The organism is Sphingomonas sp. UV9, assembly GCF_004101245.1.
Taxonomy (GTDB): domain Bacteria; phylum Pseudomonadota; class Alphaproteobacteria; order Sphingomonadales; family Sphingomonadaceae; genus Sphingomonas.
Map to the genome: position 1 here is coordinate 684,008 of NZ_SCIN01000002.1, position 23,080 is coordinate 707,087.

25 protein-coding genes are annotated in these 23,080 nt (G+C 66.2%); 10 read left to right on the plus strand and 15 right to left on the minus strand.

Annotation, left to right across the window (positions count from 1 at the left end):
* The first annotated feature begins 176 nt into the window (after window positions 1-176).
* Window positions 177-1,721: a DHA2 family efflux MFS transporter permease subunit gene (locus EQZ23_RS09520; RefSeq protein ID WP_128454194.1), complete on the plus strand. Its 1,545-nt coding sequence runs from the start codon at window positions 177-179 to the stop codon at window positions 1,719-1,721.
* A 129-nt stretch (window positions 1,722-1,850) separates the two neighbouring features.
* Window positions 1,851-2,126, plus strand: a complete 276-nt coding sequence (locus EQZ23_RS09525) for a hypothetical protein (RefSeq protein WP_128454195.1) — start codon at window positions 1,851-1,853, stop codon at window positions 2,124-2,126.
* Between the two features lie 12 nt (window positions 2,127-2,138).
* Here EQZ23_RS09525 and EQZ23_RS09530 read toward each other — a convergent pair whose 3' ends face one another.
* Window positions 2,139-3,191 carry a lactonase family protein gene (locus EQZ23_RS09530; RefSeq protein WP_128454196.1) on the minus strand — a complete coding sequence of 351 codons (1,053 nt, stop codon included), beginning with the start codon at window positions 3,189-3,191 and terminating at the stop codon, window positions 2,139-2,141.
* A 60-nt stretch (window positions 3,192-3,251) separates the two neighbouring features.
* Entirely contained in the window at window positions 3,252-3,404 is a 153-nt protein-coding gene (locus EQZ23_RS19790; protein WP_164913414.1) for a hypothetical protein, read from the minus strand.
* A gap of 124 nt (window positions 3,405-3,528) precedes the next feature.
* Between EQZ23_RS19790 and EQZ23_RS09540 the strand changes: the two genes are divergently transcribed.
* The gene (locus EQZ23_RS09540) at window positions 3,529-3,786 is read left to right on the plus strand and encodes a hypothetical protein (protein ID WP_128454198.1); all 258 of its coding nucleotides are present in this window, start codon (window positions 3,529-3,531) and stop codon (window positions 3,784-3,786) included.
* A 9-nt stretch (window positions 3,787-3,795) separates the two neighbouring features.
* Here EQZ23_RS09540 and EQZ23_RS09545 read toward each other — a convergent pair whose 3' ends face one another.
* The 6 genes from EQZ23_RS09545 to EQZ23_RS09570 form a co-directional block, all read right to left on the minus strand.
* Window positions 3,796-4,071 carry a hypothetical protein gene (locus EQZ23_RS09545; RefSeq protein ID WP_128454199.1) on the minus strand — a complete coding sequence of 92 codons (276 nt, stop codon included), beginning with the start codon at window positions 4,069-4,071 and terminating at the stop codon, window positions 3,796-3,798.
* An 83-nt stretch (window positions 4,072-4,154) separates the two neighbouring features.
* Window positions 4,155-5,564: a TolC family protein gene (locus EQZ23_RS09550; protein WP_128454200.1), complete on the minus strand. Its 1,410-nt coding sequence runs from the start codon at window positions 5,562-5,564 to the stop codon at window positions 4,155-4,157.
* Between the two features lie 10 nt (window positions 5,565-5,574).
* On the minus strand, window positions 5,575-8,751 hold the full coding sequence (locus tag EQZ23_RS09555; RefSeq protein WP_128454201.1) for a multidrug efflux RND transporter permease subunit: 3,177 nt from the start codon (window positions 8,749-8,751) through the stop codon (window positions 5,575-5,577).
* A 174-nt stretch (window positions 8,752-8,925) separates the two neighbouring features.
* On the minus strand, window positions 8,926-10,104 hold the full coding sequence (locus tag EQZ23_RS09560) for an efflux RND transporter periplasmic adaptor subunit (protein ID WP_128454716.1): 1,179 nt from the start codon (window positions 10,102-10,104) through the stop codon (window positions 8,926-8,928).
* Between the two features lie 95 nt (window positions 10,105-10,199).
* On the minus strand, window positions 10,200-10,598 hold the full coding sequence (locus EQZ23_RS09565) for a hypothetical protein (protein ID WP_128454202.1): 399 nt from the start codon (window positions 10,596-10,598) through the stop codon (window positions 10,200-10,202).
* Window positions 10,599-10,963: 365 nt separating this feature from the next.
* Window positions 10,964-11,578 carry a TetR/AcrR family transcriptional regulator gene (locus EQZ23_RS09570; protein WP_128454203.1) on the minus strand — a complete coding sequence of 205 codons (615 nt, stop codon included), beginning with the start codon at window positions 11,576-11,578 and terminating at the stop codon, window positions 10,964-10,966.
* A 171-nt stretch (window positions 11,579-11,749) separates the two neighbouring features.
* Here EQZ23_RS09570 and EQZ23_RS09575 point away from each other — a divergent pair, with 171 nt between their 5' ends.
* Window positions 11,750-12,196, plus strand: a complete 447-nt coding sequence (locus EQZ23_RS09575; RefSeq protein ID WP_128454204.1) for a phasin family protein — start codon at window positions 11,750-11,752, stop codon at window positions 12,194-12,196.
* A 105-nt stretch (window positions 12,197-12,301) separates the two neighbouring features.
* On the opposite strand, the gene EQZ23_RS09580 is transcribed toward EQZ23_RS09575, so the two are convergent.
* Together EQZ23_RS09580 and EQZ23_RS09585 are read right to left on the minus strand one after the other, a co-directional pair.
* The gene (locus tag EQZ23_RS09580) at window positions 12,302-13,300 is read right to left on the minus strand and encodes an inorganic phosphate transporter (RefSeq protein ID WP_128454205.1); all 999 of its coding nucleotides are present in this window, start codon (window positions 13,298-13,300) and stop codon (window positions 12,302-12,304) included.
* Window positions 13,301-13,408: 108 nt separating this feature from the next.
* Complete coding sequence (locus tag EQZ23_RS09585; protein ID WP_128454717.1) at window positions 13,409-14,527, minus strand: DUF47 family protein; 1,119 nt, start codon at window positions 14,525-14,527, stop codon at window positions 13,409-13,411.
* 196 nt (window positions 14,528-14,723) lie between these two features.
* On the opposite strand from EQZ23_RS09585, the gene EQZ23_RS19795 reads away from it, so the two are divergent.
* A complete protein-coding gene (locus EQZ23_RS19795; protein WP_164913395.1) occupies window positions 14,724-14,888 on the plus strand; it encodes a hypothetical protein in 165 nt (54 codons plus the stop codon).
* 47 nt (window positions 14,889-14,935) lie between these two features.
* Here EQZ23_RS19795 and EQZ23_RS09590 read toward each other — a convergent pair whose 3' ends face one another.
* Window positions 14,936-16,261 (minus strand): MFS transporter, encoded by a 1,326-nt coding sequence (locus EQZ23_RS09590; RefSeq protein WP_128454206.1) that lies wholly within the window; start codon window positions 16,259-16,261, stop codon window positions 14,936-14,938.
* Between the two features lie 115 nt (window positions 16,262-16,376).
* On the opposite strand from EQZ23_RS09590, the gene pgsA reads away from it, so the two are divergent.
* From pgsA to EQZ23_RS09605, 3 genes are read left to right on the plus strand one after another with little or no spacing between them, the layout of a single operon-like run.
* On the plus strand, window positions 16,377-16,928 hold the full coding sequence (gene pgsA / locus EQZ23_RS09595) for a CDP-diacylglycerol--glycerol-3-phosphate 3-phosphatidyltransferase (protein ID WP_128454207.1): 552 nt from the start codon (window positions 16,377-16,379) through the stop codon (window positions 16,926-16,928).
* A 2-nt stretch (window positions 16,929-16,930) separates the two neighbouring features.
* Window positions 16,931-17,191 carry a molybdopterin converting factor subunit 1 gene (moaD, locus tag EQZ23_RS09600; RefSeq protein WP_128454208.1) on the plus strand — a complete coding sequence of 87 codons (261 nt, stop codon included), beginning with the start codon at window positions 16,931-16,933 and terminating at the stop codon, window positions 17,189-17,191.
* On the plus strand, window positions 17,188-17,676 hold the full coding sequence (locus EQZ23_RS09605) for a molybdenum cofactor biosynthesis protein MoaE (RefSeq protein ID WP_128454209.1): 489 nt from the start codon (window positions 17,188-17,190) through the stop codon (window positions 17,674-17,676). Before moaD ends, EQZ23_RS09605 begins: the two co-directional genes overlap by 4 nt.
* A gap of 397 nt (window positions 17,677-18,073) precedes the next feature.
* Here the strand turns inward: EQZ23_RS09605 and EQZ23_RS09610 are convergent, their stop codons facing one another.
* The 3 genes from EQZ23_RS09610 to EQZ23_RS09620 all read right to left on the minus strand — a co-directional run bounded on the left by EQZ23_RS09610 (window position 18,074) and on the right by EQZ23_RS09620 (window position 20,643).
* Window positions 18,074-18,733: a fasciclin domain-containing protein gene (locus tag EQZ23_RS09610; protein WP_128454210.1), complete on the minus strand. Its 660-nt coding sequence runs from the start codon at window positions 18,731-18,733 to the stop codon at window positions 18,074-18,076.
* A 137-nt stretch (window positions 18,734-18,870) separates the two neighbouring features.
* Window positions 18,871-19,503, minus strand: a complete 633-nt coding sequence (locus tag EQZ23_RS09615) for a fasciclin domain-containing protein (RefSeq protein ID WP_128454211.1) — start codon at window positions 19,501-19,503, stop codon at window positions 18,871-18,873.
* 237 nt (window positions 19,504-19,740) lie between these two features.
* A complete protein-coding gene (locus EQZ23_RS09620; RefSeq protein ID WP_128454212.1) occupies window positions 19,741-20,643 on the minus strand; it encodes a hydrogen peroxide-inducible genes activator in 903 nt (300 codons plus the stop codon).
* A gap of 147 nt (window positions 20,644-20,790) precedes the next feature.
* On the opposite strand from EQZ23_RS09620, the gene EQZ23_RS09625 reads away from it, so the two are divergent.
* Both EQZ23_RS09625 and EQZ23_RS09630 read left to right on the plus strand, forming a co-directional pair.
* Window positions 20,791-21,336: a peroxiredoxin gene (locus tag EQZ23_RS09625; protein WP_128454213.1), complete on the plus strand. Its 546-nt coding sequence runs from the start codon at window positions 20,791-20,793 to the stop codon at window positions 21,334-21,336.
* 143 nt (window positions 21,337-21,479) lie between these two features.
* Window positions 21,480-21,998 (plus strand): carboxymuconolactone decarboxylase family protein, encoded by a 519-nt coding sequence (locus EQZ23_RS09630; RefSeq protein WP_128454214.1) that lies wholly within the window; start codon window positions 21,480-21,482, stop codon window positions 21,996-21,998.
* Between the two features lie 158 nt (window positions 21,999-22,156).
* Here the strand turns inward: EQZ23_RS09630 and EQZ23_RS09635 are convergent, their stop codons facing one another.
* A complete protein-coding gene (locus tag EQZ23_RS09635; RefSeq protein ID WP_128454215.1) occupies window positions 22,157-22,930 on the minus strand; it encodes a sulfite exporter TauE/SafE family protein in 774 nt (257 codons plus the stop codon).
* Window positions 22,931-23,080 lie beyond the last annotated feature (150 nt).

Here is a 23,080-nt window from a genome sequence, read left to right on the forward strand (position 1 = left end):
ACAAGGAGCGGGCGTTACGCTGTTTTAGGCGCACCACCCCGGCGGAGGCCGGGGCCCAATTGGGGGACGACCGTGACTGCGCGCGTCCCTTCGTCACCTTGGCTTTCCCAATTGGGCCCCGGCCTTCGCCGGGGTGGTGTTGGCGTCGCGTATCGCTCTCAGCGGAGCGCCGCATAATGGCCGCGCCCTCGGGACCCGGCCCGGCGCCGCTGGTCGGCGGTTCGCTCGCGCTGACCGCGTTCGCGCTGGCGCTCGGCACGTTCATGCAGGTGCTGGACACCACGATCGCCAACGTCTCGTTGCCGACGATCGCCGGCAACCTCGGCGTCTCCAGCGATAATTCCACCTGGATCGTCACGGCGTTTGCCGTCGCCAACGGCGTGGCGGTGCCGCTGACCGGCTGGCTGATGGGTCGGTTCGGGGTGGTGCGGACGTTCTGCGTGTCCGTCTTCCTGTTCACGATCGCGTCGTTCCTGTGCGGCATCGCATGGGACCTGCCGTCGCTGATCGGCTTTCGCATTCTCCAGGGTGCGGTGTCGGGGCCGATGATACCCGGCAGCCAGGCGCTGCTGATCGCGATCTTCCCCGTCCACAAGCGCTCCACCGCGCTCGGCATCTGGTCGATGACGACGTTGGTCGCGCCGATCATGGGGCCGATCCTCGGCGGCTACATCTCCGACAATTATCACTGGAGCTGGATTTTCCTGATCAACGTGCCGTTCGGGATGTTCTGCGCCTTCGTGTGCTGGAACAAGCTCGGCAAGCGCGACACGCCGACGCGGAAATTACCTATCGACCAGGTCGGGTTGATCCTGCTGGTGGTGTGGGTCGGTGCGCTGCAGATCGTGCTCGATCTTGGCAAGAACGACGACTGGTTCGCGGCCGACCGGATCGTCATCGCCGCGGTCGTCGCGACGATCGGCTTTATCGGCTGGATCATCTGGGAGCTGACCGACGCCAACCCGGCGGTGAACCTGTCGCTGTTCAAGAGCCGCAACTTCACGATCGGGACGATCGCGTTCTGTCTCGGTTATGCGGTGTTCTTCGCCAACACGCTGTTGCTGCCACTCTGGTTGCAGACGCAGCTTGGCTACACCGCGACCTGGGCGGGGCTGGTCGCGGCACCGTCGGGTGCGGTCGCGGTGATCCTGACGCCGTTCGTGGCGCGGCTCAGCGGCAAGATCGACGCGCGCATCCTCGCCACCGTGGCGTTCGCGTCGTTCGGCTACTCCTATTATCTCCGCTCGGGCTACACGACGGGGGCGAGCTTCTATGATCTGATGCTGCCGCTGATGGTGCAGGGGATCGCGATGAGCACGTTCTTCCTGGCGATGCTGACGATCTCGCTCGATCGGATCCCGGCCGAGCGGCTGCCGTCCGCGACCGGGATCTCGAACTTCGCGCGCATCACCTCGGGCAGCTTCGCCGCGTCGATCATCACGACGGCGTGGGATCGCCGCGAGACGCTCCACCAGAGCCGGCTGTCGGAGGCGATCGGGACGGGTTCGCCCTACCAGATGGCGCAGGGTGCGTTGACTCGGATGGGGCTGACCGACGTCCAGGCGGCGGGCGCGATCACCCGGCAGATGGTCGCGCAGGCGTATCTGCTCGCGTCGACTGACCTGTTCCGCATGTCGGCCTGGCTGTGCCTGGCGATGGTGATCATCGTGTGGTTCACGCGCCGTGCCAGTCCTCCGCAAGGGCCGATCGCGGCGGACTGATCGCGAACTGTCATTTCCTTATGACCGGCGGTCGGCGGAACGATCGCCGAGAATAGAAACGTTATTGCAACCACTTGCCCCTAATGGTGTGTTTACCAGATACGAACTGCCTGTGGGGGGCCAGAAACCATGACGATCAAGAATACCGCTTTGCGGGCCGCAGCCTTGTGCCTTTTGTCCAGCGCGGCGCCGGCCTGGGCCAGCGCGCCCGTGACCTGCACCCAGTCCATCAGCAAGCCACGCCTGGTCTGCGACGAAGGCGCCTGCGTCCGCGTCTCGGTCGACGACCTGTGCGATGCGGTGCGCGCCTCCTATCCGGTCAAGCGCCGGACGCTGAAGCCGCTCCGGATCGATGTGAACCCGGTGCGCGACGAACTGACGCTGTTGATCGCCAGCGTCAGCTGACTCGGTTGAGCGTCAGCTAAGGAGGGCGAACGCGGCACCGGGAACGGTGACCGCGTGGTCGGTCGGGGCGAGCGTCCCGTCCGGCAGGATATCGAGCATCGTGACGCGGTGATCGCGTTCGTGGACGACGATCATCCGGCGCTCGGCCTCGACGATCAGAAAGAACCGCGGCGACGTGCCACCGCTGGCGACATGCTGGATCGGTGTCGCGTCGCCGTGCGTATCCAGCGCGAAGACCGTGATGCTCTCATGCCCGCGGTTGGACACGTACAGCCGATCGCCCGCGGCGTTGGCGCCGATATGCGCCAGGATGTTGGCACCCTGCCATCCGGCCGAGAGCGTCGACAGCGTCGCACGCGCGCGCAAGTCCGCATCGTCGACATCCAGCACGACCAGCGTGCTCGTGAGTTCGCAGGCGAGATACGCCGTGTGCGGATGGCGTGGATGAAACAGCATATGACGCGGACCCGATCCGGGCGGCGCGGCGAACGCCGTACGCGGCGGACCGAGCGTGCCCCGATCGACGTCGAAGGCGAAGGCGCGGACCTCGTCGGTTCCCAGGTCGGTGGCATACATCGTCCGGTTGTCGGGGCCGAAGCCGACCCAGTGCGCGTGCGGCGATTGCTGGCGGTCGGCGTTCGGCCCGCTGCCGCTGTTGGCGTGCACGATCGGCGGTGCGATCGGCATCCCGTTCGCATCCAACCGGTACAGCGCGGTGCTGCCGCTCGCATAATTGGCGACCGCGACGCAGGATTGGGCGGCGTCGAGCGCGACATGGCAGGGTGCCGAGCCGCCCGTGCTCACCTGCCCGAGGCAGGTCCACCCCGAATCCGCGCGCCGATACACACCGAGCATCCCGTCGTCGCGCTCGTCGACCAGATAGTGCAGGTCGAACCGCGGCGCATACGCACCGAACGACGCGTTGGCCGCCGCGGCGTAGGGCGCGCCGGCAGCGAGCCGACCCGCGTCATCCAGCAACGGATAGAGCCCGGCGCCGCCGCCGCCGGCATAGGTACCGATCCAGCAGGAGGCGGGCAGGGCGGGGAGTGTCTCGGGCGCGGTCATCCGGCGCGTCTAGCCCCGTTTCGCCGCTCCGTCACAGGTGCGCGCTGTCGGTCCGCGCGGTCACGCCTTGAGCACGGCAATCAATTGTTCGCGGTAAAATCGCGCCAGATCCTCGTGCATCCGAGCGACGTCGGCGTTGAGGGCACGGTGGGCAAGGACGGATTGATCGTCCATGCGGCGTTCGATCACGGAAGGGGGCGGCAGCATGTCCATCGCCACCCTGCTGAACTTGTTGTGTTGCAGTCGAATTTCGGGAGAGGGTTAATCGCCCGGCGTTCCGTCCAAAACCGTGTTCCGCGGGCTGGCATTGCCGTCGACCTTGGCCTACCGATCCGACATGGGCGATCTGGATAGACTGGTTCCTTCGGGGATCATCGAGCAATGGGTCTATCACCTGCGACGGCAGCGTTCGCGGGCGTCGGACGCGATCTGGCTGATAGACCAGGGTTTCACGCTGCACGACGGACAGGACGGCGTGCCGCAGAACGACGCGACCGCTCGCTGGCGCGCCGAACAGGAAACCGTCGTCGAGGAGGTGACCTCCCTGCTCGCGCTGTACGACGGGATCAACCTCGGCAAGGTCGATCTGGACTAAGCCCAAGGCTTAGTTGGCGTCGCGGTAGCTTTCCCGCATCAGCCAGCCGGTATGCTGGAGCGCCGAACTCTGCGGTGGCGCGGCGTCGGGCATTACGGCGACCTGCTCGGCCGACGCGGCAAGGAGCAGATGATGCTCGCGCAAAAGACTATGCGCCTTTCGCGCGGCATCGGACTGCGACCGGCGCGCAAGCCCTTGCTCCTGCTCGGCGCGATCCTGATGGTATCGAACCTGCGCGCGCCACGCCTGCACACACTCGGTCTCGGGTAGGCCCTGGTCGGTCATGATGATCTCCATCTGTCCCACCTGCTTGATGTACCTTAGTTGCTGGCGTGTTTCAAAAGTTAGTTAACGCGCCCGTTCGATCGTTATGTGGGCGTGGATGCGGCCTGCCAGCCGCCGCCGAGGGCGCGGAACAGGTCGACCTGCGCGCCGGCGATCCGTGCATCCGCCGCGGCGAGGTCCGTATCTGTGTCGGCCAGTGTCCGTTCGGCGTCGAGGACGTCGAGAAAGTCGATCTGGCCTTCGCGCTGGCGGGCGCGGGTGATGCGCGCGGCGGTGGCGGCGTTGTCGTGCGCGGATTGCAGCTGCGTGCGGCGATCGAGTTCGCGCGCGTAGTTGGACAGCGCGGTCTCGGTTTCCTCGAGCGCGGTCAGAACGCTGCCGTCGAAGCTGGCGAGTGCGCCGCGCGTGTCGGCTTCGGCGCCGGCGATGCGGGCGCGCGCGGCGGATTGGTTGACCGACCAGTTGAGCAACGGGCCGAGCAGCCAGCGGATCGGGCCGCCGGTGAACACGTCGCCGACGCTGAGCGCGGTCGAGCCTATCGATCCGCCGAGCGCAATCTGCGGATAGAGTTGCGACGTCTGGACGCCGATCCGCGCGGTGGCGGCGGCGAGCCGGCGTTCGGCGGCGTGGACGTCGGGGCGACGCGCGAGCAGACTCGCGCCGTCGCCGATCGGGATCGGCCGGTCGAGCCGCGGTGTGGTCGTGCGCGCGCCGGCGCTGGCGGGGAGATCCTGCGGGGTGCGGCCAGTGAGCGTGGCGAGGCGGAAGAGCGCGGCCTGACGCTCGGCTTCGATCTGCGGGATGTTCGCGGCGCGCTGATCACGCAGGGCGGCGATCCGGACCTGGTCGAGGCGCGCGGCGCGGCCGGCGTCGACACGCTTGCCGGTCAGCGTGTTCGACTTGTCGAGAAGGTCGACGATGCGCCGGGCGACCGCGAGGCGTTCGGCGGACGAGGCGGCGTCGACATAGGCGCGCGTGGTGGCGGCGACGATCGAGACCCGCACCGCGTCGGCATCGGCCTGCGCCGCGCCGACGTCGCCGCGGGCTGCCTCGACGTTGCGGCGGACGCGGCCGGCGAGATCGACCTCGTAGCTGACGTCGAGGCCGACATCGTAGGTGGCGCGCTCGCGGTCGAAGCCGGGCAGGTTCTGGAGTTGCGAGGTGCGCGCGTAATTGCCGCTCGCGCCGGCGTTCACCTGCGGCTCGCGGTCGGTCTTGGCGCCGCGCAGCGACGCGCGGGCACTGTCGAGGCGGGCGACGGCGACGCGCAGGTCGGTGTTCGCGGCCAGCGCATCCGCGACGAGGCCGTCGAGGACCGGGTCGCGGTACATCCGCCACCAGTCGGTGTCGGGCGCCGTCGCGACGGTCGCCGTGTTGGCGGTGACGAACGATGCCGACGCCTTGGGCGGGGTGATCGGCGGGACATAGTCGGGGCCGGCGGCACACGCGGCGAGCGTCAGCGCCGAGAGGCTCGCGAGAAGCAGGGACTTCATGAGGCTGGTCCTATTCGGCTGGCTGAAGCGTCGCGGCGGGAGCAGGGCGGCGGCGTTCGAACCGCAGCGCCAGCGCCCGTGCGACGACATAGAAGGTAGGGGTGAAGAGCAGCCCGAAGCCGGTCACGCCGATCATCCCGAAGAACACCGCGGTGCCCAGCGCCTGGCGCAGTTCGGCGCCGGCCCCGTCGGCGATCACCAGCGGCACCGCGCCGAGGATGAACGCGAAGCTCGTCATCAGGATCGGCCGCAACCGGTCCTTCGCGGCGCGCACCGCCGCCTCGACCGGGGACAGGCCATCCTGTTCCTCGGCCTGCTTGGCGAACTCGACCACGAGGATCGCGTTCTTCGCGGCCAGCGCGATCAGCACGACCAGCCCGATCTGCGTGAGGACGTTGTTGTCCATACCCCGCAGGTTCACCCCGGTCATCGCCGCGAGCAGGCACATCGGCACGATCAGGATGATCGCGAGCGGTAGCGTCAGGCTCTCATATTGCGCGGCGAGGACGAGGAAGACGAACAGCACCGCCATGCCGAAGACCAGCGCCGCGGTGCTGCCGGCCGCCTTTTGCTGGAACGCGATGCCGGTCCAGTCATGCGCATAGCCTGCCGGGAGCGTCGCATCGGCGAGCTTTTCCATCGCCACCAGCGACTGGCCCGAGGAATAGCCCTTGGCGGTGTCGCCATCGACCTCGACCGCGGGGAAGAGGTTGTAGCGCACCACGCGGTACGGACCGGTCTTGTCGCGGAACGTCGAGACCGAGCCGACCGGGACCATCTGGCCCGAGTTGGAGCGCGTCTTGAGGTTGGCGATGTCCGCGGTGGTGTTGCGGAACGGTGCGTCGGCCTGCGCGGTGACGCGGTAGGTACGGCCCAGCAGGTTGAAGTCGTTGACGAACGCCGAGCCGAGATAGACCTGCAACGCCTCGAACACGCGCTCGGGGGGGACGCCGAGCAGATTGGCCTTGGCGCGGTCGACATCGGCGAAGATGCGCGGCGTGGCGGTGTCGAAGAAGGTGTAGACCTGCGCGAGGCCCTTGGTCTGGTTCGCCTTGCCGATCAGGTCGTAGCTCGTCTTGCCGAGCTCGCCATAGCCGTGGCCGCCCTGGTCCTGGACCATCAGGCGATAGCCGCCGGCCGAGCCGATGCCCTGGATCAGCGGCGGCGGGACGATCAGCAGCCGCGCTTCGGTGATGTCGCCCGTCGCCTTCTGCGATTCCGCCATGATGCTGGCGAGCGTGACGCCGAGCTTCTTGCGCTCGGCAAAGCTCTTGAGCGGGATGTAGGCGGCGGCCGAATTGGGGGCGAGCGTCTGCGACGGGCCGTCGAACCCGGCGAGCATGACCGCGCCCTTGACGCCGGCGAGCGGCAGGATGCGTTTCGCGACCTTCTGCATCACCGCGTCGGTGCGCTCGACCGAGGAGCCGGGGGGCAGCTGGATGACGGTCAGGAAATAGCCCTGGTCCTGCGCGGGGACGAAGCCCGACGGGGTGACCATGAAGACGCCGACCGTGACCGCGATCAGCGCGGCATAGGCGATCATCATCCGCTTCGGCGCGGCGACGAGGCGCGCGGTGAGGCGGCCATAGCTGTCGCTCATCCGCTCGAACCCGCGGTTGAACGCATCGCCGGCCCGCCGCAGCGTGCGCGTCACGCGGTTGCCCGAGCCGGCAGGGGCGGTGGGCTTGAGCAGCATCGCGGCGAGTGCCGGCGACAGCGTCAGCGAGATGAGCAGCGAGATGATCGTCGCGGTCGAGATCGTCACCGCGAACTGGCGGTAGAACGCGCCGGACAGCCCGGTGAGGAACACCGTCGGGATGAACACCGCGCACAGCACGAGCACGATCGCGACGAGCGCACCCGACACCTCGTCCATCGAGGTGCGCGCGGCCTCCAGCGGCGAGAGCCCGTGTTCGAGGTTGCGCTCGACATTCTCGACCACGACGATCGCGTCGTCGACGACGATCCCGATCGCGAGGACGAGACCGAACAGCGAAAGGTTGTTGAGGCTGTAGCCGAACGCGGCGAGAACCGCGAAGGTGCCGATCAGCGAGACCGGGATCGCCACGATCGGGATGATCGCCGCGCGCCATTTCTGCAGGAAGACGAGGATGACCAGCACCACGAGGATCATCGCCTCGAACAGCGTATGCTTCACCGCGTCGATCGACTGCGCGATGAACTCGGTCGGGTTGTAGATGACCTTGTATTCGAGGCCCTTGGGAAAGCGCTTCGACATGCTTTCCATCTCGGCGGTGACGGCCTGCGCGGCGCCGAGCGCGTTCGAGCCGGGGCGCTGGAAGACCGCGGCGATGACCGTGGGCTTGCCGCTGAGATAGGTGTTGGCGCCGTAATCCTGCGCGCCGAGCTCGACGCGCGCGACGTCCGAGACGCGGACCTGGCGCCCTTGCGCGTCGGTGCGGATGACGACATCGGCGAACTGCTTGGGATCGGTCAGGCGGCCTTGCGTCTCGACGTTCAATTGGAACGCGCTGTTGCCCTTGTCATAGGGGGGCTGGCCGAGCGTGCCGGCGGCGACCTGGACGTTCTGCGCGCGCAAGGCGGCGACGATTTCGCCTGCGGTGAGGTCCAGCGCGGCGGCACGGCCGGGGTCGATCCACACGCGCATCGAATAATCGCGTGCGCCGAACAGCTGCACGTCGCCGACGCCGTCGATGCGGCTGAGGCGATCGCGGACCTGCGTCAGCGCGTAGTTCGAGATGTAGCCGCGATCGAGCGAGTTGTCGGGCGAGACGAGGTTCACGACCATCAGGAAGTCGGGCGAGGTTTTCCGCGTGACGACGCCCAATCGCTGGACGTCCTCGGGAAGGCGCGGGACCGCGACCGCGACACGGTTCTGGACGAGGACCTGCGCGGCATCGAGGTCGGTGCCGATCTTGAAGGTGACGGTAATCGTCACCTTGCCGTCGCCGGTCGATTGCGACGACTGGTACAGCATGTTGTCGACGCCGTTGATCTCCTGCTCGATCGGCGCGGCGACGGTTTCGGCGACCGTCTCGGCCGATGCGCCCGGATAGGTCGCGCTGACGGTGACGGTGGGGGGGACGATGTCGGGATATTGCGACACCGGCAGCGACATATAGGCGATCGCGCCGACGATCGTGATGATCACCGCGATCACGCCCGCAAAGATCGGCCGGGTGATGAAGAAGCGCGAGAAGCGCATGGTTTGTGTCCTCGAAGAAGAGCGACGCGCGCGCCACAACACCACCCCGGCGGCAGGGCCCCATCGAAGTATTACTTCGATGGGAACCCAGGCCGGGGCCCAGTTGGGCGAACCGCAATGATTAGGTCGAAACGCTATCCCACCTGGGCCCCGGCCTTCGCCGGGGAACGGTGGTTACTTGGAGAGCGTGGCCTCACCCGAGATGGGCTGGGCCGAGGCCGGCGCAGCGGCACCCGTCGCGACCGCGATCCGTCCTGCCTTCGGCGCAACCGTGGCACCCGGCATCGCCATCTGCGTGCCCTGGATGATGACCCGGTCGTTCGGCCCGATCCCCGAGCGGACGATCCGCAGGCCATCGACCACCGGCCCCAATTCGACCGGCTTCTGGCTCACGACGTTCTTCGCATCGATCGTCAGCAGGACCTTGCGCGCCTGATCGGTCTGGACCGCGTCGTCGGGCACCAGCAACGCCTGTCGCGTCCCCGCACTGGCGAGGCGCATGTTGCCGAACATCCCCGGCGTCAGGAAATAGCCGGGGTTCGCAAACACCGCGCGGCCACGGATCGTGCCCGAGCGCTGGTCGAGCCCGTTGTCGGTGAAGTCGAGCTTGCCCTTCCAGCGATGCTCGGTCTCGTCCTGCAGCTGGATCTCGACCGCCGCCGGTGCCGCACCGGGTTGCCGCGCGCGCTGCGTCTTGAGGTAGAGCGCCTCCGACCCGTCGAAGTTGAAGTAGATCGGATCGAGCGCGTTGATCGTCGTCAGCACCGTGCCACCGGTGCCTTCGCCGCCCGCGACCTGGTTGCCCGCATCGACTCGGCGATCGGAGATGCGCCCGCCGATGGGCGCGCGAACCTGCGTGAAGCCGACGTCGAGTGCGCGGGCGCGTTCGCGGGCCTGCGCGGCGGCGAGCGCGGCGGTGGCGGCTTCGAGCTTACCGCGCAGCGCGTCGACTTCGCCCGCCGAGACGGCCTCGTCGGCGACCAGTCGCTGCGCGCGGCCGAGGTCGGTACGGGCGAGCGACAAGGCGCTTCTTGCACTCGCGACGTTGGCGTGCGCTTCGGCCAGCGCAGCGGCGAACGGGCGCGAGTCGATCGTGAAGAGCAGCTGTCCCTTGCGGACGATATCGCCGTCATGGAAGTGGACGCCGGTGACTTCGCCCGCCACGCGCGGCCGGATCTCGACGCTGCGGCTCGGCGCGAACCGGCCGACATAATCGTCCCACTCGCTGACCTGTCGCACCAGCGGCGAGGCCACCGTGACCGCGGCGGGCGGGGGCGCGGCCATCGCCGCGTCGGGATGATCGAACAGCTGCACGCCAACCGCACCGAGCAGCGCGATCGGCACGAGCACCATCGCGCCGCGCTGCCATGCCGGGCGTCGATGACGATCCGAGGGCGGCGTCGACGCGATGTCCGCATCGTTCGCCGCGGTGGTCGTTGTAAGTTGGTTCACGCCGCGATGCTCCGCTTCTGCTGCGCGCCGACGCGCATGCCGGTGACGCTCTCGACGAGCGTTTCGATCTGAGCCTCGGCAAAGCCGGCGGCGAGGAAGTTCTGGATCTCGGCCATCGGCAGCGCGAAGCCGCGGCGCCAGGCGTACACCGCCATCCGCCGCAACGCCTCCAGCCGGGGATCGGCGAGCCGCGACGCGGTGCTCAGCCCGAACAGGCTGCCCATCGCCCGGGACACGCGGCTGGGACCTGCAAGGCTGCGCAACGTGTCGCGCTTGGCGAGCGCGATGACGCTCCATTCCAGCGGGGAAAAGCCGGTCGGGGCAGCAGCCGCCACGGTCTGTGCGCGGCTGGTGACGGGCGAGGCGAACATGTTGTCGAGGTCGAGATAAGCCATGGGATTGTCCCCCTTTTGATTTTTCGGGCAAGCGCCGGCCTTCGTCGGTGGACGGTCCACCGACGTCAGCTGATCGCAAGGCGTGCGCGGTCGTTGCCGGCACATCGTCATGCCGCGCTTGCCCGCTTGAATTTTTGTGAGTCCGGTCGGCCGAAGCCGTCTGCGTGTTAAGTGGTGACCGTGGTCATGGGTTGCTGTCCCCGGTTGCCCCTTCCGAAGTAGGAAGGAGCTTCGATACCAGTCGGTATATAAACCTGAGGTTCATCTCGTCAACAGACTTTTGTACCGGACGGTATTTTTTATTGAGACCGTAGCAAAGCGTGGCTTGAATGTCGGCCGGCCTGACCTGCATTACGCCAGCGGATTTACTTGGTCGGCCACACCGAAAGGCTGGTCTCGACGAGCTGGTTGAGCTCGGTGCAGGTGGCACCCGATCCGGCCTGGATCGACAGGCCCTGCATGATCGCGAACAAATACCGCATCAGCGCGTGCGACTCGAGGCCGTCGGGGAACTCGCCTGCGGCCTTGGCTTCGTCGAAGCGCTTCATCAACGCGGCTTCGGACGACGCGCGACGCTTGGCGACTTCGGCCTTGATCGGCTCGGCTTCGGCGCTGCATGCGACGCTGCTGATGACGCTCAGGCACCCCTTGGGATCGCAGGTGCTCATCTGCATCTGCAACGCGCCCCGGAGCAGCCTTTCCGCTACGGCACGTGCGGTCGGCGCCTCGAGCGCGGAGGTCATATAGGCCAGCTTCTCGCGCTCGTAGAGGTCGAGCGCCTTGTGGAACAGCGCCTCCTTGTTGCCGAACGCCGCGTAGAGACTGGGCTTGGTGATGCCCATCTCCGCGGTGAGTTCGGCCATCGACGCGCCCTCATACCCGTTGCGCCAGAACACGCGCAACGCACCCGCCAGCGCCACGTCGAGATCGAACTCGCGGGGGCGGCCCTTGGGGGCGGTGAGCGTGCAAAGCCTATTCATACCGTTCGGTATATAGGGTAAATGCGCAAAAGGTCCAGTGACTGGAACATGTTGCCGGGGCATTTGTCCCCTGACCGACGCCGGCGTGCTGGAGGGGCGATTTGTGCAACCAAAAGCCGGGGCACCGGTTGAAACTTCGACCAAACGGCAACGCAACATAGGAGAGAGACGATGGCGGACGATTTCAAGCAGGCAGTCGACGATGGGGCAAAGGCCAGCAAGGCGGCGACCGACCGCGCGGCGAATGCGGCCAAGGGCGCGGCGGATACCATGCGCGAGACTACCGAGAAGGCGCGCGATGCGTTCTCCGAAAAGGTCGTCGATCCGGCACGGCGCGCCGGTGAGGCGATGACGGAGACGGGCGGCAAGATCGCCGAGGGCGGTGCGACGATCGGCAAGACGATGATCGACCAGGCCGAGCAGAACGCGCGCGAGGCCTTTGCGGCGATGCGCGAGGCGGCCAGCGCCAAGGACCTCACGCAGGTGATGAAGATCCAGGGCGATTATCTACGCGAACAGAGCCAGCGCAGCATGAGCCAGGCGCGCGAGATCAGCGAACTCATCATGAAGTTCGGCAAGGATGCGGTGGCGCCATTGCGCGGCGACGGACCGAAATAGGCGGGACGTTGCAACCGGGGTGGAGCGGCGTACGGACGAGCAAGAACGCCGCCGCTCCGTCGATATGACGGAGACGGCGGCATCAAGCCTTAACGATATCGGTGGTCAGACGAACAATCCGACCAGCAGATACGTGCCCGCACCGATCAGCCCCGCGGCTGGCAGCGTCAGTGTCCAGGCAACGACGATGTTGCTCGCGACGTTCCAGCGGACGGCGGACAGTCGCCGCGCGGCACCCACGCCGACGATCGAGCCGGTGATGGTGTGGGTCGATGACACGGGGATGCCCCAGAAGGTCGCGGCGAACAGCGTGATCGCGCCGCCGGTTTCCGCGCAGAAGCCCTGTGCCGGGGTCAGGCGCGTGATTTTCGAGCCCATCGTGTGGACGATCCGCCAGCCGCCCGACAGCGTACCCAGCGCCATCGCCGCCTGGCAGGACAGCACGACCCAGAGCGGCACGTGGAATTCGCCGCCGAGCAGGCCCTGCGAATAGAGTAGCACGGCGATGATGCCCATCGTCTTCTGCGCGTCGTTGCCGCCGTGGCCGAGCGAATAGAGCGCGGCGGAGATCAGCTGCAGCTTGCGGAAACGCTTGTCGACGCCGAGCGGGGTGAGCTTGAGGCTGGTCCACGCGACCGCGAGTACCAGCACCAGCGCGAGCATCAGGCCGATCGCGGGTGACGCGAAGATCGCGACGACGGTCTTGATGACGCCGCTCCAGACGATCGCGCCGAAGCCGATCTTGGCGATGCCGGCACCGAGCAGACCGCCGATCAGCGCATGGCTGCTGCTCGAGGGAATGCCGAGCACCCAGGTGATGACGTTCCACGCGATCGCGCCCATCAGCGCGGCGAAGATCACCTGCGCATCGATGACGTGCGCCTGGACGATGCCGGTGCCGACGGTCTGCGCGACGTGGAGCCCGAAGACGGCGAACGCGATGAAGTTGAAGAACGCTGCCCAGAGCACGGCATATTGGGGCTTCAGCACGCGCGTCGAGACGACGGTGGCGATCGAGTTCGCCGCGTCGTGCAGGCCGTTCAGGAAGTCGAACAGCAGCGCGATGCCGATGAGGCCGATGAGAAGCGGGAGCGAGAGGATCATGCGGGCAAGTCCCACTTATCCTGTTCTCCCGCGAAGGCGGGAGCCCAGGGTACCAATCGATGTGGTGGATGGGATTCCTGGACCCCCGCCTTCACGGGGGAACTGCAACTACGCATGGTCGATGACCAGCCCCTGGATCTCGTTCGCGACGTCTTCGAAGCGGTCGACGATCTTTTCCAGGCTGCTGTAGATTTCGCGGTTGATGATGAACGTCATCGGGTCCGCCGAGATCTTCGAGGCCTGGAACAGCGCGCGCAGGCCGGTGTCGTGGATGTCGTCGGCATGGCCCTCGATCTGGATCAGCCGTGCGGTCAGGTCATGCAGCCGGCCCGAATTGGTGCCGAGCGAACGCAGCAGCGGGATCGCCTCCGCGGTGATCCGCGCGGCCTCGACGATGATGCCGGCCATGTCGCGCATTTCGGCCGAAAATTCGGTCACCTCGTACAGCGCGATCGCGTTGGCGGTGCCGTTCATCTGGTCGATCGCGTCGTCCATCACGCCGATCAGATCGGTGATCGCGCTGCGGTCGAACGGCGTCACGAACACCCGGCGGACGTCCTGCAGGACCTCGCGCGTGATATCGTCGGCCTCGTGCTCGCGCTTGACGATCTCGGCGATCTGACCCTCGATCGAGCCTTCGCCGTGAAGCAGCCGTGCGAGCGCATCGGCGCCTGCGACCAAAGTCGCGGCATGCGCGTCGAACAGTTCGAAGAACCGCCCCTGCTTCGGCATCAGCGACTGGAACCAGCCCAGCATCGGAATTCTCCTTTTCGCACTCTTGCGCACGACGGGTAAAATACGTTGCGCGAACGACCCCGGGATCGGCGGCTCGCGGAAAGCAGCGATCAGCGCCTTCAGGCCGGGCTCATTGACAGCGTCTGCGGCGCGATCAAGCGTAAACCAGCGGGTATCGCGCTGATGGCGCTCGGGCCAATCGTCCACTTGTTCGACGAATGCGAGCGGAAACACCGTCACGACCATGTCGCGGTAGCGCCCTGTGCGGCGGCGTTTGCGATAGGCAAACTGACCGACGGGGGAGGGGCAGGGGATGCCGCGGATACCGGCTTCCTCATACGCCTCCTGCGCGGCGGCCTCGTGGCTGGCGAGACCGACGATCGGATTGCCCTTGGGGATCACCCAGCGACCGGTGTCGCGTGAGGTGATCAGCATCACGCGGGCATGGCCGTCGCTGTCGATCACATAGGGAAGTGCCGCAATCTGCTGGATAATTCTGGTCCTTCTGGCCGCGGATTCGCGCGGTATCGGGGGCAAGCTTAGACGGCGGGGGGTGGCATGCACAGGGGGCCGCGGGCAGGGCTGGGCGTGTCGTCGGCGGCGCGATTCCGTCCCATTCCCGGACGGGGCCTATTTAACCATTTTTGCGACTGGTCGAAGTAGTAAACGCCGCGTTAACGTTTGCATCATGACCAGACGCCTAGTCCTCACCAACGAAGCCGCTCGCCATCCGCTGCGTCGGTCGTTGCCGCCGCCGGTGATCGTGGTTGCGAAGAACGACGATCAGGACGTGAAGCTGTTTTTCCTGAGCTTCGCGGCGTTCTTCACGTGCTTCTACAGCTTCATTTTCTGAGGTGACGGGCGACCAATCCTCCCCCTAGCGGGGGGGGCGTTCGGTAGTTACTGCTTCAGCGTCGGCAGGCATCCGGCGGCATCATCGTCGCATGCCCGGTGCAGTTTCTGCGCGAGCCATGCCGAGACGAGACACATCGCAGCGACCAGGAACAGCATGTCCTCCGGCGAAACGCCCATCGCGGTGATGCCGATGACCAGGATCGAACCGATCGTCATCGCACCCGAATTGACGACGTTGTTCGCGGCCACGGTGCGCGCGGTCTGGTCCTTCTCCACGGTCGTCGTCAGGAACGCATAGAGCGGCACGACGAACATCCCGCCGGTGATAGCGATCGCCAGCAACGTTCCGAGCACGGGCAGCGCGCCGGGCTGACGAATAAAGCCCGCCCAGTCGTAATATTGCCCGGCAGGAGCAGGCGTCCAGGTCCGCGCGAGGAACGAGAACAGCACGACGAAACCGCCCATCGCGATCACCGAGGCGGGCGAGAACTTCGCGGAAATCCGCCCGCGCAGCATCGAGTTGATCACCACCGAACCGATCGCCACGCCGACCGAGAACACCGCGATCACGAAGCTTGCAACTCGCTCGTCGGCGGTCAGCACATTCTTCACCAATGGCGGGAAGACGATGATCAGCACCGCGCCGATCGTCCAGAAGAAGCTGATCGCGACGATCGCCAGGAACAGCCGCGGGATGTGCAGCGTCGCGCTGATCAGTCGCCAGGACGCCGTGAACGGGTTGTAGTCGAGCTTCAGCGGCGGGCCCTCGCGCGGTGCCGGCGGCACCTGACGACCGGCGAACCAGCCGACCAAAGCGACGATCAGGACGCTGGCGGCGGCGCCCTCGATCGGGATCCAGCCCGCCGTCACCGTGCCCAGCAGGATCGCGAGATACGTCCCCGCCTCGACCAGTCCGGTGCCGCCCAGCACGTCGCAGGGCTTCAGATGCTGCGGCAGGATCGCGTATTTGATCGGTCCGAAGAACGTCGAATGGACGCCCAGGCACAGCACCGCGCCGAGCATCAGCCCGATCCCCAGCGACGGGTGTCCGGCGCGCGCGACCATCAGCCCGGTCGCCCCCAGGATCATGATGCCGATCTCGACCGTCTTCACGATCCGGATGATCCGCGCCTTGTCGTGGCTGTCCGCCAATTGCCCGGCCAGCGCGGACAGCAGGAAGAACGGCAGGATGCCGAGTCCCGTCGCCAGCGCGTTGAAATTCGCCTCCATCTTGGGGTCGTTGAAGACCGCATAGGTGGCGAACAGGACCATTGAAGTCTTGAACAGGTTATCGTTGAACGCGCCGAGAAACTGCGTGGTGAACAGGGGCAGGAAGCGACGTTGCTTCAGCAACCCGAGGGCATTGAGCATGACGGGAAATAGCCCTGACCGTTGCGAAAATACGACAAACCCTTAGCCCAGCGTCATCCGCGCGCCAACGTTTAAACCGGTTTCGCCGCGCGACCGACCGGTATAGAGGTGGCGGGTGCTAAGCTTGCCTAACCTCCTGACATTGTCGCGGATCGTCGCGGTGCCCCTGCTGGTCTGGTTCCTGTGGTGGCCCGACTGGGAGGCCGGCTACGGCATCGCCTTTGTGCTGTACTGCCTGATGGGCATCACCGATTATTTCGACGGCTATCTCGCGCGGTCGAGCGGGGCTGTATCGCGGCTGGGGATCTTCCTCGATCCGATCGCCGACAAGATCATGGTCGCCGCGGTGATCCTGATCCTGGTCGGCACGCGCGATATTCCCGGCGTCCACGTGATCGCCGCGCTGGTGATCCTGCTACGCGAGATCGCGGTATCGGGGCTGCGCGAGTTTCTGGCGCAGGTGCAGGTGTCCGTCCCCGTGTCGCAATTGGCGAAATGGAAGACGACGCTGCAACTCGTGTCGCTCGGCGGCATCATTCTCGGCGGCGCGGTGCCCGAGATGGTCTGGGTGCATAATGTCGGCATCGTCGCGCTGTGGGGCGCGGCGGTCCTTACCGTGTTGACCGGGTGGGATTATCTCCGCGTCGGCCTAAAGCACATGGACTGACGATGGCGAAGATTCGGATGGTGTATTTCGCCTGGGTGCGCGAGCGCATCGGCACAGGCGAGGAAATGGTCGAGCCGCCCGCAAGCGTGGTGACGGTCGGCGATCTGGTCGACTGGCTGGCGGAGACGAGTTCCGGACACGCCGAAGCGTTCGAGAACCGCTCGCGGTTGCGCGCTGCGATCGATCAGGATTTCGTGCCGCTGGATACGCCGATCGGTCGGGCGCAGGAGATCGCGATCTTCCCTCCGGTGACCGGCGGATGATCCACATCTCGGTCCAGCAATCGCCGATCGATATCGCGGCGGAAATGACGCGCGCCGAGGCGGCAGGGGCGGGGGCGGTCGCAACCTTCACCGGGCTGGTCCGCGCGGACGACGGCGTCGGAACGCTCGAGCTGGAGCATTATCCGGGGGCTACCGAAGCGACTTTGCTGAAGGTTGCCGAGGGAGGGGTCGCGCGCTGGCAGCTTAGCGCGGCGATCATCGTCCACCGCGTCGGGCCAATGCATCCGGGCGAGCGGATCGTTTTCGTCGCGGCGACGGCGGCGCACCGTGGCGCTGCGCTGGAGGCGTGCGCGTACCTGATCGACCGGCTGAAGACGGATGCACCGTTCTGGAAACGCGAGACCCGTGGTGCGGATGCGCAGTGGGTCGAAGCGCGGGATGGCGACCATGCGGCCGCGGCGCGGTGGGAAGCGCGGGATGGCGACCATGCCGCCGCGGCGCGGTGGGAAGCGCGGGACGGCTGACTGAGAGGTCGTGCCGGCCTGGCTTCGGAATCCCCCGAGTTGCTGATCGCATTTCCGAGCCAGCAGCTCACAGGCGGAGGTGCACCTCCCCGGCGGAGGCCGGGGCCCAAATGGGGGCCGGCTGTAACGGTGGACGGCCCCTAATGACAAAGACGTTCCCAATTGGGCCCCGGCCTTCGCCGGGGAGGTGGACTTTGTTGCAGCGAAAACAGAGCTGACCGGCGCGCTCGTGAGGCCACCCTTGGCAAATTCCAAAACTTGTTCTCCCGCGAAGGCTGGAGCCCAGTCTGGATCTCCGCCTTCGCGGGGAAACAATCTCTTAACAGGCAGATACAATTCGGGCCGCCGCCCCTTTTCAGAGACCGCGGCCCGCAGAGTAATCAGCTTAGCTTCGTACTTAGCCGAGCTTCGGAACGCTCATGCCGTTGGTCAGGTGGACGACGCCGTTCGTCTCCTTGATGTCGGCCGTATCGACGTACGACTTGATCCCGGCGGTGTCGGTCAGCTCGATATTGCCATTCGGGCCGATCGAGGCGATCAGCGGCTGGCCGGCGAGCGTCGTCAGCGTGGCCTTGCCACCGCCGGCCGTGATCTGCGCCTTCAGCTGCTCCGACGTCACCGCACCGGCAACGACGTGATACTTGATGATCGTCGCCAGCGTAGGCGCCGACTCAGGCTTCAGCAGCGAGTCGAGCGCGCCGGCCGGCAGGCGGGTGAACGCCTCGTCGCTCGGCGCGAACACGGTGAACGGGCCGGGGCCTGCCAGCGTCGTCTGCAGCTTGGCCGCAGTCACCAGCTTGGTCAGCGTCGCGCGGTTCGGCAGCGTCGGCAGCGCAGCGGCGATCGTGGTGGTCGGCGCTGCGGTCGGTGCAGCGGGGGCTGCGGTCGCCGTAGCGGGGGCTGCGGTCGGAGCCGCTGCTGCTGCGGCGGCCGGTGCGGCTGGCGCTGTCTGTGACTGCGTCGCGGTCGTTTCGACCGGTGCGGTCTGGGCAGTCGCACCGGCAGCGAAGATCATGCTCGATGCGGCGGCAATCAGAAGGTTGGTCTTAACAGTCATGTGCGACTCCAAATATAGTGGATGGTGCGATTAAAAACTCGAACGAAAAACCTAGGTATGAGATCGGCCCGTCTTCAATGTTTAGGCGGGCAAGCCGCGCCATCGATGCGACGAACCGAGCTCGGTAGCCGTTCAAGTTAACTTAGTTTGGGCACGATTACGCCGTTGACCACGTGCACGACGCCGTTCGACTGGCGGACGTCTGCGGTCTCGACATAGCTCTTGTTGCCGTTGACGTCGGTCAGCGTGATGACCGCGCCGACCAGCGTCGCGGTGATCGGATCGCCCTCGACCGTGGTCAACGTCGCCGTGCCACCGCCGGCGGCGATCCGCTGGCGCAGATCGTCGGCGGTGATCGCGCCCGGGACAACGTGATACGTCAGGACCTTCGCCAGCGAGGCCTTGTTTTCCGGCTTCAACAGCGTGTCGACCATGCCCGGTGCCAGGCGGCCGAACGCGTCGTTGGTCGGCGCGAATACTGTGAACGGGCCGGGTCCCGACAGCGTGCCGACCAGATCGGCGGCCTTCACCGCAGCGACCAGCGTCGACAGATTGGGGGCGGCCGACGCGTTGTCGACGATCGTCCGGGTGGCCATCATCGGCACGCCGCCGACGGTCGGGTTGGCGTAAGCGGGCGGACCGTTCGGCACCGCCAGAGCAGGGTTCGCAGGATCGGTCGCCGCACTGGCCACGTCGTCCTTCGATTTGCCACTGCATGCAGCAAGCGCCAGCGCGCTCGTGATCAGCAGTAGCGGAAGCGTCTTCGACATTATCGGGTCTCCAGCGGGAACTCGAGAAAGATACGATCGAACGCGGAGTTGGTTGCGCAAGCGTGTCGATCTCGTGGGAGCGGGTATATACCGGCAATGACCACTACAGTCCCCCATCCCTGAAAGAGAGGGGCAGGCGGGGTGTAGGCCCGCTCGTGTCGCTAACGTCGCCTGATACGGAAGCCGACCCACCCCAACCCTCCCTTTCAGGGATGGGCGGAAAAGGGAGAAGCAGTCTTATTGCACGTCCGCCAAGGCTTTCGCCATCAACCGGAAGTCCTTCTCCCGCGGACTCGCCCGGCGCCAGACCAGTGCGATCCGCCGCACCGCATTGATCTCGTCGAGCGGCCTCGCGGTGATGTTGGTGTTGTCCAGGATGCCCGCCTTCAATGCCATCTCGGGCAGCATCGTGATGCCGAGGCCGTTATCCACCATCTGCACGATCGTGTGCAGCGACGTACCGAGCATCGTCGCCTCCGCGCGCAACTCCGGTCGGTTGCACGCGCCCAGCGCATGATCCTTGAGGCAATGCCCGTCCTCGAGCAGCAGCAGCCGGGTCTCGTCGATCGCGGACGCCGGGATCGCCGGCAGCGCGGACGGTACCTCGCCCGATGGATAGGCGACGAACAGCCGATCCTCGAACAGCGTCTCCGACGTCACCTCGCCGCATGCATAGGGAAGCGCGAGCAGCACGCAGTCGGTCCGGCCATTGTGGAGCCCCTCGCACGCCGGCCCGCTCGGCTCCTCGCGCAGGAACAGTTTCAGGTCGGGATAATCCTTGCGCAGCCGCGGCAGGATGCGGGGGAGCATGAACGGCGCGATCGTGGGGATGACGCTCATCCGCATGTCGCCCGACAGCGGCTGGCCGGCGGCACGCGCCATGTCGCCCAGTTCCTCCGCCTCACGCAGCACGCGCCGTGCCTTGTCGGCGATCGAATCGCCCAGCGGGGTGAACCGCACGACCCGCCGCGTGCGCTCGACCAGCACAACACCGATCAGCGTCTCCAGTTCGCGCAGGCCTGCGGACAGCGTCGATTGCGTCACGAAGCACGCCTCCGCCGCGCGGCCGAAATGGCCGTGATCCTTCAGCGCAACCAGATATTGCAACTGTTTCAACGTGGGTAGATAGGTGGCTGCCATTAATCGCCTCAATCGATCATCGGATGATAAATAGAGTGTTGGATCGATAACACCAGTCCCCATATACCGCACTGCACAACAAACGAGCGGGCCACCCGCCGCCCTTGAGGATGCCTGGAGCCAAAGATTTTTCAGGAGGCTTCCATCATGTTGACCATCGGCGACCAGTTCCCATCGATGACCATTCCCGTCCAGCAGGGCGTTGCCGCGCTGCCAGCGGGTGAGACGCTCGACCTGACGACCGCCTATCCCGGCAAGTGGAAGGTTCTGTTCTACTGGCCGAAGGACTTCACCTTCGTCTGCCCGACCGAGATTGTCGGCTACAGCGACATCCGCAGCGATTTCGAGGATCGCGACGCCGTCCTGATCGGCGCGTCGACCGACACCGCGCACGTCCACCTCGCCTGGCGCAAGTCGGACGCGGATCTCGCCGCAGCGGACTTCCCGTGGCTGGCGGATAACGGCGCCAAGCTCGCCGACGCGCTCGGTATCGTCGACAAGAACGAGCATGTCGCATTCCGCGCCACGTTCATCATCGATCCCGACAACGTCATCCAGGCGGTCCAGGTCAACGGCCTGAACGTCGGCCGCAACCCCGCCGAGACGCTCCGCGTGCTCGACGCGCTGCAGACCGACGAGCTCTGCCCGTGCAACTGGAACAAGGGCGACGACGTCCTCCAGCTGGCCGCGTAATTCTATCGAGCGGGGCGGACTTCTATTCTGGGAAGCGCCGCCTCGCTCCTTATTCCGTCACCCCAGCGAAAGCTGGGGTCTCTTCGTAACGGGGAGACCCCAGCTTTCGCTGGGGTGACGCTTTTCTGGACGGGAATACCATCATGTCGCTCAAGGAATTCGCGGGCACGCTGCCCGACTACGCCAAGGATATCCGTCTCAACGTCGGCTCGCTGCTGAACGAGACGCACCTCAGCGACCAGCGCAAATACGGCCTGCTGCTCACCTGCGCGCACGGCTCGGGCTACAAGCCGCTGGTCGAGGCCGCCGAGGCCGAATGCGCGCCCAAGCTCTCGCCCGAGGCCGCCAACGCAGCCCGCGCCGCCGCCGCCGTGATGGCGATGAACAACGTCTATTACCGCTTCACGCATCTTGCCGGAAACCAGGAATACCGCAACATGCCGGCCAAGCTGCGCATGAACGTGATCGGCCAGCCCGGCATCGACAAGGTCGATTTCGAGCTGTTCAGCCTCGCGGTATCGGCGATGAACGGCTGCGGCATGTGCATCGACAGCCACGAGCAGATCCTGAAGAAGGCCGGCGTTACCGCGGAAGCGATCCAGACCTCGGTCCGGATCGGCGCGGTAATGGCGGCGGTAGCCACGGTCCACGCCACGTTGTGAGCTGACCGCGGCACCAGATACTTCGTCATGCCGGGCTCGTTCCGGCTCCACCGTTCCGCACATGTCTCAAGGTGTTGGTTTGCGGCATGGTGGACCCCGGAACAAGTCCGGGGTGACGAGGTATTCGGGGGAGCGTCCCTGACGGCCCCCTCTGGCGCTTAGTGCCAGATCGCGCGGTACAGGCCGAACAGGCTCGTGATCGTCAGGATCACGCCGACCATCAGCATCAGCGTCTTCGCCGGTACGCGCTTGGCCAGCATCGCCCCGAACGGAGCCGCCAGCACGCCGCCGATCAGCAGCCCCACGGTAGCCTGCGTAAACGCCGCCCAGCCGAGCTGCGTGATGAACGTCGCCGAGATCGTCGCGGTCAGGAAGAACTCGGCGGTGTTGACCGTGCCGATCGTGGTCCGCGGGCTCGCGCCCTGCACAAGCAGGTTCGACGTCACCACCGGGCCCCAGCCGCCGCCGCCTGCCGCGTCCAGAAAGCCCCCGACCAGCCCGAGCGGCTCGACGATCTTCGGCTCCTTCTGCTTCGGCGGATAGCGAAGCCCGCGATACAGCAGGTACACACCGATCGACGTCAGATACGCCAGGATGAACGGTTTCGCCGTGCTCGCGTCGATGTTCGACAGCACATACGCGCCGAGCACCCCGCCGATCACGCCCGGGATCATCAGCCGCAGGAAGAGCGTCCAGTTGACGTTCTTGTGGAGCACATGGCTGATCCCCGATACCGCGGTCGTGAATGTCTCGACGGTATGCACCCCCGCCGACGCCGCGGCGGGTGGCACGCCGACCCAGAGCAGCAGCGTGTTCGAAATCACCCCGAACGCCATCCCGAGCGCGCCATCGACGATCTGCGCGGCGAACCCGACCAGGATGAACGGCAGCAGCGTTTCGAAGCTCAAGGTTGTCAGGTCGAACATCGGCATCCTCTCGATATCGCCGCAAACTGCAACGCGCCGGCTTATCCCACAACAAAGATAGGCTTTACCCCGATCCCGATGGCCTAATCGGGGCGACTCGTCGCCGCGGGGCCGGTTCTGGAAATCAGCCGGTTGATACCCTAGATACGGAGATCG